This is a genomic window from Streptomyces sp. NPDC007901, assembly GCF_042959465.1.
Lineage (GTDB): Bacteria > Actinomycetota > Actinomycetes > Streptomycetales > Streptomycetaceae > Streptomyces.
Map to the genome: position 1 here is coordinate 22,076 of NZ_JBIBKW010000006.1, position 12,181 is coordinate 34,256.

At 72.8% G+C, this 12,181-nt stretch carries 11 protein-coding genes; 10 read left to right on the plus strand and 1 reads right to left on the minus strand.

Annotation, left to right across the window (positions count from 1 at the left end):
- Positions 1 to 139 precede the first annotated feature (139 nt).
- On the plus strand, positions 140 to 868 hold the full coding sequence (locus ACFZDK_RS20515; RefSeq protein WP_390974296.1) for a DUF1275 family protein: 729 nt from the start codon (positions 140 to 142) through the stop codon (positions 866 to 868).
- 9 nt (positions 869 to 877) lie between these two features.
- Here ACFZDK_RS20515 and ACFZDK_RS20520 read toward each other — a convergent pair whose 3' ends face one another.
- On the minus strand, positions 878 to 1,072 hold the full coding sequence (locus tag ACFZDK_RS20520; protein ID WP_390974298.1) for a hypothetical protein: 195 nt from the start codon (positions 1,070 to 1,072) through the stop codon (positions 878 to 880).
- 231 nt (positions 1,073 to 1,303) lie between these two features.
- Here ACFZDK_RS20520 and ACFZDK_RS20525 point away from each other — a divergent pair, with 231 nt between their 5' ends.
- From ACFZDK_RS20525 to ACFZDK_RS20565, 9 genes are read left to right on the plus strand one after another with little or no spacing between them, the layout of a single operon-like run.
- The gene (locus ACFZDK_RS20525; RefSeq protein WP_390975012.1) at positions 1,304 to 3,418 is read left to right on the plus strand and encodes a glycoside hydrolase family 27 protein; all 2,115 of its coding nucleotides are present in this window, start codon (positions 1,304 to 1,306) and stop codon (positions 3,416 to 3,418) included.
- A gap of 14 nt (positions 3,419 to 3,432) precedes the next feature.
- On the plus strand, positions 3,433 to 4,725 hold the full coding sequence (locus ACFZDK_RS20530; protein ID WP_390974300.1) for an extracellular solute-binding protein: 1,293 nt from the start codon (positions 3,433 to 3,435) through the stop codon (positions 4,723 to 4,725).
- A gap of 1 nt (position 4,726) precedes the next feature.
- A complete protein-coding gene (locus tag ACFZDK_RS20535; protein ID WP_390974301.1) occupies positions 4,727 to 5,662 on the plus strand; it encodes an ABC transporter permease subunit in 936 nt (311 codons plus the stop codon).
- Positions 5,662 to 6,510, plus strand: coding sequence for an ABC transporter permease subunit (locus ACFZDK_RS20540; protein WP_390974303.1), 849 nt, complete (start codon positions 5,662 to 5,664; stop codon positions 6,508 to 6,510). Before ACFZDK_RS20535 ends, ACFZDK_RS20540 begins: the two co-directional genes overlap by 1 nt.
- Complete coding sequence (locus ACFZDK_RS20545) at positions 6,507 to 8,573, plus strand: alpha-galactosidase (RefSeq protein WP_390974305.1); 2,067 nt, start codon at positions 6,507 to 6,509, stop codon at positions 8,571 to 8,573. Before ACFZDK_RS20540 ends, ACFZDK_RS20545 begins: the two co-directional genes overlap by 4 nt.
- 40 nt (positions 8,574 to 8,613) lie before the next feature.
- On the plus strand, positions 8,614 to 9,387 hold the full coding sequence (locus tag ACFZDK_RS20550; protein WP_390974306.1) for a glucose 1-dehydrogenase: 774 nt from the start codon (positions 8,614 to 8,616) through the stop codon (positions 9,385 to 9,387).
- A gap of 28 nt (positions 9,388 to 9,415) precedes the next feature.
- Positions 9,416 to 10,210: an FCD domain-containing protein gene (locus ACFZDK_RS20555; protein WP_390974307.1), complete on the plus strand. Its 795-nt coding sequence runs from the start codon at positions 9,416 to 9,418 to the stop codon at positions 10,208 to 10,210.
- Positions 10,207 to 11,352 (plus strand): galactonate dehydratase, encoded by a 1,146-nt coding sequence (gene dgoD, locus ACFZDK_RS20560; RefSeq protein ID WP_390974309.1) that lies wholly within the window; start codon positions 10,207 to 10,209, stop codon positions 11,350 to 11,352. Before ACFZDK_RS20555 ends, dgoD begins: the two co-directional genes overlap by 4 nt.
- Entirely contained in the window at positions 11,352 to 12,161 is an 810-nt protein-coding gene (locus tag ACFZDK_RS20565; RefSeq protein ID WP_390974310.1) for a hypothetical protein, read from the plus strand. Before dgoD ends, ACFZDK_RS20565 begins: the two co-directional genes overlap by 1 nt.
- Positions 12,162 to 12,181 lie beyond the last annotated feature (20 nt).

Sequence of the window (12,181 nt, forward strand, 5' to 3'; positions counted from 1 at the left end):
CGCGCGAGTAAGTTACTCGTGGTACTACCGCGTAGGTTACGGTTCGGTAATTTGACGCAGTGTCTAACTGTGGGCAGGGGTGCCTGGTCGGACCGCCGAAGCCGTGAACGGCCCTCGCCGCGCGTTACGCTCGGGGACTGTGAGTGACGCGCGGCCGAAACGAGCGACAGAGCCCTCAGGGCCATCGCCGACGGAACCGGGGACCGCGCTGCGCGTCGCCGTCGTGCTGCTGGTGGCGGCCTCCGGGGCGGTGGAGACCATCTCCTTCACCGCCCTGGACCATGTCTTCGCCGGGGTCATGACGAGCAACCTGGCCCTGCTCGGGATGGCGGTCGGCCGGGCCCAGGCGACGGGGGTGACCGCGGCGGTGCTGGCGCTGGCGGGATTCGGCGTGGGCGCGGCCGTCACCGCCTGGTTCACCCGCCGGCCCCGGGGCGAGGTCACCCGCTGGTCGCCGCCGGTGCTGTGGTCCCTCGCCGGAGAGGCGCTGCTGCTGGCCGCGGGCGCGGTGACCTGGGCCCTCCTGGACGGAGCGCCGGGGCCGCTCGCCCGGGACGTGCTGCAGTGCGGTGCGGCGCTCACCATGGGCATCCAGTCGGGCGCCATGGTGGCGGCCGGGCACGCGGCGGCGCCGACCACCTATCTGACCGGCAGCCTGGCCACGTACATCGTCAAGGGAGTGGGAGCGGGCCGCCCGAACCGCTGGGTGCCCGCCCGGCTGGCCGCTCTGATGGTGGGCGCGGCGGCTTCCATGGCGGTACTGCGCAACGCGGCGGCATGGGCCGGGGTCCTCCCGCCGGTACTCGTGGTGTGCGCCCTCCTGGCGGCGGGCGTGCGCCGGGGTGGGGCCGCCGGGCCCGCCCGGTGATGTACGGCGTCACCGGGCGGGAGAGGACACCGACACCGGCCGGTGGGCGGCGAGTTCGCCCCAGGACCTGCTCGGTCGCGGCTGTCCGGAAACCGCCGCGGCGACGCCGGCGAACGGGCCCGCGCCGAGCCCGAATCCGGCCAGCAGGGTGGTTCCGGCGGAGAGAACGGCACGGCGGGACGGCGGAGTTGACTGATCCGACATGAACGAGGGCTCCGATCAGGGGAGTTCGAGCCGGGCACCGGGATGCTGACAACGTTGCCATGACGGCTGACAACGTTGCCGAACATGACTCCCCGAAGGTGGAGCCGTCAAGAGTCTGTGCATGCCTTTCGCGCTGTTTCTATTAAATTAGTAATTAATCTTGACGTGGTTTCGGCCTCGGGTCACAGTCTTCGCCGAGACGTTCCCATCCCCCGGGAGGCGCACGTGACCCTGCACCCGCCCGCACCCAGAACCCGGCACCACCGGTTCACCCGGCCCGTCCTCGCGACGGCGACCGCGGTGGTCCTGGCCGCCACCGTGACCCCCGACGCCCTCGCCGGGACGGCTTTCGACCAGGGCGCACCCGCCGCCTACGACAGCGGCCTCGCACCGACGCCCTACATGGGCTGGAACACCTACTACGGCCTCGGCGCGCCCACCGAGAAGGAGGTGCGCTCCGTCGCCGACAAGCTGGTCAGCAGCGGTCTGCGCGACAGCGGCTACGACATCGTGTGGCTGGACGGCGGCTGGCAGGCCGACAACCCCCGTGACGCACAAGGGAGGTTGGTGGCCAACCCGGATCGCTTCCCGTCCGGCATCCCGGCACTCGTGTCCTACCTGCACCGGCGCGGTCTGCGGGCCGGCATCTACACCGACGCCGGCGCCTACGACGGCGGCAGGAGCTGCGGCCTCGGCAGCCGTGGGTACTACGACCAGGACGCACGGCAGTTCGCGAGCTGGAAGATCGACGCCATCAAGGTCGACTTCCTGTGCGGGATCGGCGCCAAGCCCGATCCGGGGCCCGCGTTCAAGGAGTTCAGCGACGCGGTCGCCAAGTCCGGCCGCAGGATGCTGCTCAACCTCTGCAACCCGCTCACCGACGACTGGGGCCTGCCGCACACCCCCGAGCAGGACGCCCACAACACCTACGTCTACGCCCCTTCGATCGCCGACTCCTGGCGCACCGGCACCGACATCGCCTGGGGCACCCCCAGCCCCGGCCAGTGGCCCAACGTGCTCCGCAACATGGACGCCAACGCCTGGCACCCCGAGGCGCAGGGCCCCGGCCACTACAACGACCCCGACTACCTCATCCCCATGCGGAGGATGACCGACGGGTCGTACGAGCTGACGCAGGAGGAGTCCACCACCCAGTTCGTGATGTGGGCCGAGATGGGCTCCCCGCTGGTGCTCGGTTCCGACCCCCGGACCCTGTCCGACCCGATGCTCACCACCCTCCGCAACCCGGAGATCATCGCCGTCGACCAGGACCCCCTCGCGATCCAGGGGGTAAGGGTGGCGACGGACTCGGTCGGTGACGTCTACAGCAAGGTGCTGCGGGGGCAGGGGCAGCGGGCGGTCGTCCTGCTCAACCGCTCCGATCAACCGGCCGAGCGCACCGTGCGGTTCGCCGACACCGGCCTCGGCGGCCCGGTGCGCGTCCGTGACCTGCGGGCCCGCGCCGACCGGGGCACGCACACCGGGTCGTACACCGTGGAGGTCCCCGCGCACGGCACCGCCTTCCTGAAGCTGACCGGCGCCGACGCCCTCCCCGGGACGGACCTGGGCGTGACGGCCACCGCGAGCCCGGCGGTGACGGGCGACGGCGCCGTCTTCCTCCGGGGGCCGCACGGCTCGCTCGTCGAGCAGGCCGGCGGCAGGACGCGGGACCTCGGCGGTCCCGCGCAGGGCCGGATCCTCGGCCAGCCCGCCGTCCACGCCTCGGCCGGCGGCCGGATCGACGTCTTCGTGCGCGGCGCCGACTCCCGGGCCTACCGGCGCGTCCACGCCGACGGCCGCTGGGGCCCGTGGCAGTCCCTGGGCGGCGAGCTGACCGACGCGCCGTCCGTGGCCTTCACCGACCCCGCCCACTGGACGCTGTTCGCACGCGGGGCCGACGGCACGGTCGTGCAGCGCGGTCCGGCGACCGGCTGGTCCTCGCTCGGCGCGCCCGGTGACCGGACGACGTACGGCCGCCCGTCCGCCGTCGTCGACGCCCAGGGCCGGGTCCATGTCGCTGTCCGCACCGCCGCCGACGACGTGTGGACGCGGTCACGGGACACGTCGGGGGAGTGGTCGGCGTGGACCCCGCTCGGCGGGACCGTCAGCGGGAGCCCGACGCTGGTCGCCGCCGGGGACGGGGTGCTGCTCTACGCGCGCGCCGCCGACTACACGCTCTGGCAGCAGCGGTACGCCGACGGCGCCTGGCAGGGCTGGAGCAAGCGGCAGGAGTTCCCGAGCGCCGCGTTCGACGGATCGCTCGGCGCGGTCGCCGGCCCGGACGGAGCCGTGGACGCGGTCTTCCGCGGGGTCGACGGCCACGTGTACCGGACCACATTCAAGTAACCGAGGGATCCATCATGGCCAACCATCAGCCCAGCCGCCGCCGGTTCCTCGCCGGACTCGGTGGAGCCGGGACCGCGGCACTGCTCAGCGGCTGTGTCACCTCGACGTCCTCCGCGAAGAGCTCCTCGAAGGGCGCGGTGACCCTCCAGTCCAACCTCTCCGCCCCGCAGGCCAAGACCGCGATGGAGGACCTGGTCGCGGCGTACGCCAAGAAGGGGTCCGGCAGGGCCGGCCTCAACACGGTCGCCGCCGAGACCTTCCGCACCCAGCTGCCGACCTACCTCACCTCGGCCAACCCGCCGGACGTGCTCACCTGGTACCCCGGCTCGGTGGCGGACGCCTACGCCAGGAAGAACCTGCTGCTCGACCTCGACGAGGTGTGGAGCTCCTCGCCCGACCTCAAGAAGTACAGCAAGGCGCTGAACTCGCTCTGCACCTCCAGCGCCGGCAAGAAGGTCTTCGTACCCGCCACCTACTACTGGTGGGGCATGTTCTACCGGAAGTCCAACTTCGCCAAGTGGGGCGTGAGCGAACTCCCCAAGAACTGGGACGACTTCCTCGGCCTGTGCGAGAAGCTGAAGAGCAAGGGCGTCGCCCCGATCGGGCTCGGCGCCGGCGGCAACACCCCGTGGGTGGCCTCGGCCTGGTTCGACTACCTCGACATCCGGATCAACGGCGCCCAGTACCACCGTGAACTCCTCGCCGGGAAGCACCGGTTCGACGACCCCGAGGTGCGCAGGGTCTTCGACCGCTGGCAGGAGGCGCTGCCGTACTTCGATCCGAACGGCGTCGCCCTCCCCTTCCAGGACGCCACCACGGCCCTGCTCAACGGCAAGACCGGCATGATGCTCATCGGCACCTTCTTCGCCGACGCGGCCCCCAAGAGCGCCCTGGACGACATCGACTTCTTCCGCTTCCCGGTCGTCGACGCCAAGGTCCCGCTCGCCGAAGAAGCCCCCGTGGACGGCTACTTCGCCAGCGCCCGCACCGGCCGCACCGACCAGGTCCACGACCTGCTGAGCTACCTCGCCACCGCCGAGGCCCAGGAGATCTACATCAAGGGCTCCTCCGGCACTGTCCTGCCCTGCAACCCGGACGCCAAGGACGCCGGGACCGCGCTGGTGAAGAAGGGCCGCGAACACATCGCCGCGGCGGCCGAGATCACCCAGTTCTTCAACCGCGACTCCAGCGACGCCCTCCAGCCCACCGCGGACACCGCGCTCACCAAGTTCCTGGCCAGGCCCAAGGAGATCGGCGGCATCCTCACCGACTGGCAGCGCGACGCCCAGAAGATCTGGAACGCCTGACGTGGCCGTGCTCACCGCCCCCGACCGGAAGTCCCCGGCCCGTCCGCCCGCGAGCCGCGGACGGGCCCGGCGCTCCCGGCGCACCCCGCCCCTGGTCCTCGCCTTCGTCCTGGTCCCGCTGCTCGTCGAGGCGTTGTGGGTGTTCTGGCCCGCCCTGCAGGGCTTCTACCTCGCCCTGACCAAGTGGGACGGCGTCTCTCCGCCGCAGTTCATCGGGCTCGGCAACTTCCGGGAGATGGCCCACGACGACGTCTTCCGCAGCGCGGCCTGGCACACGGTCCTCTGGCTGGCCCTCTTCGGTGGCCTGTCCGCCGTGCTGGGCCTGGCCACCGCGCTGCTGCTCCAGCAGGAGCGGCGCGGGGTCGGCTTCTACCGGGCCGCGCTCTTCCTGCCGGTCGTCTTCTCGCTGGTCGCCACCGCCCTCGTCTGGCAGGCGATCTACCAGCCCGACGGCGTCCTCAACCGGCTGTTGCAGGGCGTGGGCCTCGGCAGCCTCCAGCACGCCTGGCTCGCCGACCAGGACACGGCCCTCTACGCGGTGATCGTGCCCGCGCTGTGGCGCCAGATCGGCTATGTCATGGTGCTGTACCTGGCCGGGCTCAAGGGCATCGACCCCGCGCTGTACGAAGCCGCCAAGGTCGACGGCGCGGGCGCCTGGCAGCGCTTCCGGCATGTCACCCTGCCCCAGCTGCGCAGCGTCAACGCGGTCGTCCTGTCGGTCATCGTCATCGACTCGCTGCGCTCCTTCGACGTCGTCTGGTCCCTGACCCGCGGTGGCCCCTACCACTCCTCCGAGTTGCTGAGCACGTACATGTACTCGACCGCCTTCCAGTCCCTGCGCCTCGGCTACGGCTCCGCCCTCGCCGTCGTCATCTTCGTGCTGGCCTTCGGGGTCATCGCCTCCTATCTCGTCCGCGCGTTCCGGGAGGCCGACTGATGTCCGCCCCTTCCACGGCGGTGCGCCGCAAGCGGGCCGCGACCGCCGGATTCCACCTCGGCGCCGGTGCCCTGGCCGTCCTGTGGCTGCTGCCCATCGCCCTGGTCCTGGTGACCAGCCTGCGCACCTTCGACGACATCGCCGCCCACGGCCTGGGCAGTCGGCCGCACTCCTTCACGCTGTCCAACTTCGGCCAGGCCTGGAGCGACGGCGGCCAGCAGCAGGCCATGATCAACAGCCTGCTGGTCACCGTCCCCTGCGTCCTGGTCACCCTCGCCCTCGCCGCGATGGCCGCGTTCGCCCTCAGCCGCTACGAACTGCCCTTCCGGCGGGCCCTGTTGCTCCTCATGCTCGGCGGCAACCTGCTCCCTCCCCAGATCCTGCTCATCCCGGTGTCCAAGCTCAGCGAGCTGATGGGCGTCTACGACACCCTGCCCGCCCTCATCGGGGTGCAGATCGGCTTCGGCGTGGGCTTCTACGTCTTCGTCCTGCACGGGTTCATGCGGTCGATCCCGGTGGAGATCCAGCACGCGGCGGTCGTGGACGGCGCCGGCCCCTGGCAGATCTTCCGGCGGATCATCCTCCCGCTGACCCGCCCCGCCCTGGCCGCGCTCAGCGCGCTCTCCTTCACCTGGATCTTCAACGACCTGCTCTGGGCGATCACCGTCCTGCGCAGCGACTCCAAGATGCCGATCACTGCCGCCCTCATCGGACTCCAGGGCCAGTACGTGTCGATGTGGAACGTGATCGCGGCCGGGTCGGTCATCGCCGCCGCGCCCACGGTCGCCGTCTTCCTCAGATTCCAGCGGCACTTCGTGGCCGGCCTCAACCTGGGAGCGGTCAAGTGACGGACCAGCGCTGGACCTTGCGGACGGCGAACACCTGCTACACCGTCCGGCTCTCCCCGGACGGGCCGTGGGCCGAGCTCGCCGCCTGGGGCCCGCCCGGCGTCGAGGACGGCCCGTCCGCCCTGGACTGGTCCCACCGCACGCACTTCATCACGCCCGCCGACGCGGCCCCGGCCGAGTATCTGCCGTACGGGCTCCGGCCGTTCACCGGATCCGAGGTCGTGGCCTCGCGCCCGGACGGCGACGAGCGGGGCATGTGGTGGGAGTTCGAGGGTGCGGAGGCCGCCGAGGGATCCCTGCGTCTTGCCTTCACGGACGACGTGACCGGGCTGCGGACGGTCCTCGGTTACGAGACCGTACCGGGCACCGACGTGATCCTCCGCTGGGCCGAGTTCACGGCCGGCGACGACGAAGTCCGCCTGGAACGGCTCGACTCGGCCGCCGTGACCGTCCCGGTCACCGCGGCGGCCCGGCTGACGTATCTCTCCGGACAGTGGTCCCAGGAGTTCCAGCGCACCCGACTCGACCTCACCAGGGGCACGTTCACCATCGGCAGCCTCCAGGGCGTGCCCGGACACGCGTACGCCCCCTGGCTCGCCGTGCAGGACGGGGACGCCCCGGCCGCCTACGGCGTCGCCCTCGCATGGCCGGGCAACTGGCACATCACGGCGGAGGCCGAGCCCGGCGGTGCCGTACGGGTCCGCGCCGGACGGGTCCCGCACGAGGGCGCCGTCCGCCTCGGCCCCGGCGAGACCCTGGTGACCCCCCGCCTCGCCTGCGCGTTCAGCCCGGACGGGCTCGACGGACTGTCCCGGGTCTGGCACCGCTACGAGCGCCGCCTCGCCGGCGAGCGGCTGTACCGCCCCCGCAAGGTGCTCTACAACTCCTGGGAGGCCACCGGCTTCGACGTCGACGCGGCCGGCCAGCTGGAGCTGGCGAAGGCCGCCGCGGACCTCGGGGCCGAGCTCTTCGTCGTCGACGACGGCTGGTTCACGGGACGCGCCGACGACACCGGAGGACTGGGCGACTGGTACCCGGACCCGGAGGCCTTCCCGGACGGCTTCGGCCGCTTCGTCGAGGACGTCCGGGCCCTCGGACTCGACTTCGGTCTCTGGGTCGAGCCGGAGGCCGTCAGCCCCGGCAGCCGGCTGCACACCGAACACCCCGAATGGGTCTACCGCGTCGACGGCCGCCCGGCCCGGCTCGTCCGCAACCAGCTGCTCCTCGACCTCGGCCGGACCGACGTCCAGGACTTCGTCGTCGGCACCCTCGACCGGCTGCTCACCGCGCACCCGATCGGCTATCTGAAGTGGGACATGAACCGGCCGCCCACCGAACGCGGGCGCCCCGGCACCGGCCCGGCCGACCTGGACGCCGAGCACGTCGCCGGCTACCTGCGCGTCCTCGACCACCTGCGCGCCGCCCACCCCGACGTCACCGTCGAGGGCTGCGCCGGCGGCGGCGGACGCGTCGACCTCGCCACCCTCGCCCGCACCGACGTCGTCTGGCCCAGCGACAACACCGCGCCCCTGGACCGGCTGCGCATCCAGCACGGCTTCCTGCACGCCCACGCGCCGCACGTCATGAGCTCCTGGGTCACCGACGCCCCCGGCATCCTCGACCCGCGCCCGCGCAGCCTCGCCTTCCGCTTCGTCAACGCCCTGTGCGGAGTCCTCGGCATCGGCGCCGACCTGCGCGCCTGGACCCCGGAACAGCGGGCGGAGGCCGCCCGGTGGATCGCCCGGTACAAGGAGGTGCGGGACGTCGTCCACCACGGGGAGGCCCGGCTGCTCGGCACGCCGGACGACACCACCTGCGGCGTGCAGTACGACGCCGGGGACCGGACCGTCGTCGCCGCGCTCTCCACCGGCCGCCTCGACGGCTCCCCGCTGCTGCCCGGCCGCCCCGACCGGCTCCGGCTGCGCGGCCTGGAGCCGACGGCGCGCTACCGGGAGACGGCGAGCGGAACCTCGTACAGCGGAGCCCATCTGCTCCACTACGGCCTGCCGTTCGCCTGGAATGCCGGGTACGACGCCGACCTGGTGGTGCTGACCCGCCTGTAGGGCGCATATGTTTCCAGCAGCTCACCCTCTAAGGAGCCCGATGGACCAGTCCGTACGACGGTACGGTGCCCGTTTCACCGGCCGAACCGCCGTGGTGACCGGAGCCGCCTCCGGCATCGGAGCCGCCACCGCCGAACGGCTCGCCCGGGAGGGGGCCGCCGTCGTGCTCGCCGACCTCGCGGACGAGCGCGGCCAGGCCGTCGTGGACGGGATCGCGCAGGACGGCGGCCGGGCCCGGTACGTGCACGCGGACGTCGCCGACGAGGCCGACTGGACGCGGATCGTCACCGCCGCCCATGACTTCGGACCGGTCGACGTGCTCGTCAGCAACGCGTACACCGTCGACGTGCGGCCCGCCCACGAGCTGTCCCTGGCGTCCTGGCAGCGGCAGCTCGCCGTCAACCTCACCGCCGGCTTCCTCGGCGTCAAGGCGGTCCTGGCCGACCTGCGCGCCCGGCGCGGCGCCGTGGTGCTCACCTCCTCCGTGCACGCGCACGCCGGCCTTCCCGGCCACCCGGCCTACGCCGCCGCCAAGGGCGGCCTGCTCTCCCTGTGCGGACAGCTCGCCGTCGAGTACGGGCCCGAGGTACGCGTCAACGCGGTGCTGCCCGGGCCGATCCTCACCGGCGCCTGGAACCGGGTCCCGTCGGAGGAACGGGACCGCAGCATCGCCCAGACGGCCGCCCGCCGGTTCGGCACGCCCGAGGAGGCGGCCGCCGCGATCGCCTTCCTCTGCGCCGACGAGGCCTCCTACGTCACCGGGGCCAGTCTCGTCGTGGACGGTGGCTGGAGTGTCGTGAAGGCCTCCGCATGACGCCCTATGAACAGAAAGGCTGTACGACATGACGCCCTACGCCCGCCGCGGTGTGCACGGCCAGACCGTGGAGGCCCTGGCGCGCCGCATCCTGGGCGGCGAGATCCCGGAAGGGGCCACGCTCGACCTGGTGGCGCTGCAGAGCGAACTCGACGTCAGCCTCACCGCCCTGCGGGAGTCCCTGAAGGTGCTCGCAGCCAAGGGCATGGTCGACGCCCGTCAGAAACGCGGCACCTTCGTGCGCGCCCGCGCGGACTGGAACCTGCTCGACGCCGACGTGCTGCGCTGGCAGTTCGAGGGCGGTCGCACCACCGACGCCGACCGGTCGCTGCTGCACAACCTCGCCGAGGTCCGGGCGATCATCGAACCGGCCGCCGTCCGGCTGGCCGCCGAGCGCCGCACCGAGGCCGACCTGGTGGCGCTGGAGGTAGCCCTGGCGGCGATGGGACGGCAGGAGGCCGACCCGGGCGACGCCGTCGACGCCGACCTCGCCTTCCACCGTGCCCTGCTCGCCGCCACCCACAACGAACTGCTCGAACGCATGGAGATGGTGCTGGAGTCGGGCCTGGCCCACCGCGACCGCATCGTGCACAGCGCCCCGCACAGCGAGGACCCGGTCCCCGCCCACCGCGCCGTCCTGGACGCCGTACGCGACGGCGACCCGGCGGCGGCCGAGACCGCGATGCGTGCCCTGCTCGACCAGGCCGGCCGCGACCTGGCCCGGCTCGACGGCCCCGACGCGACGGCACGCTCCGACGCGACGATCGGCTCCGACGCGACGACCGGTTCCGACGACGACACGAAAGGCGGCGGCGGTCAGTGAAGATCGACCGGATAGAGACCTTCCTCGTCCCGCCGCGCTGGCTGTTCTGTCGCGTCGAGACCGACGACGGGGTGGTCGGCTGGGGCGAACCCGTCGTCGAAGGGCGGGCCGAGGTGGTGCGGGCGGCCGTCGACGTCCTCGCCGAGTATCTGGTGGGTCAGGACCCGCTGCGCATCCAGGACCACTGGCAGGTGCTCACCAAGGGCGGCTTCTACCGGGGCGGCCCGGTCCTGTCGAGCGCCGTCGCGGGACTCGACCAGGCCCTGTGGGACATCGCAGGCAAGACCTACGGCGCACCCGTGCACGCCCTGCTGGGCGGACCGGTGCGGGACCGGGTGCGGGTCTACGCCTGGGTCGGCGGCGACGAACCCGCCGAGCTCACCGAGCAGATCGCGGCCCAGGTGGCGGCGGGCTTCACCGCGGTGAAGATGAACGCGGCCGGGGCCACCTCGCCGATCACCACGCCGGCCGAGACCGCGGCCGTCATCGCCCGGGTGGGCGCCGCCCGGGACGCCCTCGGCCCGGACCGCGATGTCGCCGTCGACTTCCACGGCCGCTTCACCGCCGCGAGCGCCCGCCGCGTGCTGGCCGAACTCGCCCCGCTGCACCCGCTGTTCGTGGAGGAACCCGTCCTCCCCGAACAGGGCCACCTGCTGCCCGGCCTGGTCACCGCGAGCCCGGTGCCGCTGGCCACGGGCGAACGCCTCTACTCACGCGCCGAGTTCCTGCCCGCCCTCGCCGCCGGCATCGCGGTCGCCCAGCCGGACCTGTCCCACGCGGGCGGCATCTCCGAGGTGCACCGCATCGCCTCGCTCGCGGAGACCTACGGCGCCCAGCTCGCCCCGCACTGCCCGCTCGGGCCCATCTCGCTCGCCGCCGCCCTCCAAGTGGCCTTCGCCACCCCGAACTTCCTGATCCAGGAGCAGAGCCGGGGCATCCACTACAACAAGGACGCCGACCTGCTCTCCTACCTCGTCGACCCCGAGCCCTTCCGCTTCGTGGACGGGCACGCACGGCGCGGCGACACCCCCGGACTCGGCATCACCCTCGACGAGGGCGCCGTACGCGCGGCCGACCGGACCGGGCACAGCTGGCGCAACCCGGTGTGGCGGCACCCCGACGGCTCCTTCGCGGAGTGGTGATGGAGGTGGTCACCGACCTCGCGCACGGCGGCCGTTGGACCTCCCTGCGGCACGGCGATCGCGAATGGCTGTGGCGGCGTGAGGACCCCGGACGCGACGCCGTGGCACCGGGCGACGTGTTCGCCGACGCGGGCGGACTGGAGGAGTGCGTCCCCACCGTGCGCGGCACCCCGGACCACGGCGACGCCTGGTCCCGCGCCTGGACCCGGGAGGGCACGACCGACCGCGTCCACTGCGAACGCTTCACCCTCACCCGCGAGTTGAGCGCCACCGCCGACGGTGTCGAAGCCGCCTACGCACTGACCGCCGAGCCCGGGTTCCGCTTCCTGTGGGCCGCGCACGCCCTGCTGGACCTCTCCGAGGACGCCGCCGTACGGGCCCGGGACGGGGCGCCCACCCGGCTGTTCCCGGAGGCGGCGCGCCTGCTGGACCACCCCTGGCCTGCCGACACGCCCTGGCTGGAGGGCGGTTGGCCCGATCCGCTCGGGCTGCGGCTCGACCGGTTCGGACCGGACGACGGCACGGCGGTCGGGGCCGTGGTGGCCGGCGGCCGGTGCTGTGTCCACGACGGCGCGGACCGGCTCGCCCTGGCCGTCGAGGCCGAGGGGCAGCCGCTGTCCGTCGCCCTCTGGCGCAACCTGGGCGGCTTCCCCGCCGGCCGGCCCTATCGCAGTACGGGCGTCGAGCCCATGCTCGGCCGCGTCTTCGACCTCGCCGACGCGGGCCCGGACGACGCGGCCCGCGTCCCCGCCTCGGGCGAGGTCCGCTGGCGGCTCACCCTGAGCGCCGCCTGCCACTGTCCGCACTGACCGAGGAAGGAGATGTGCTC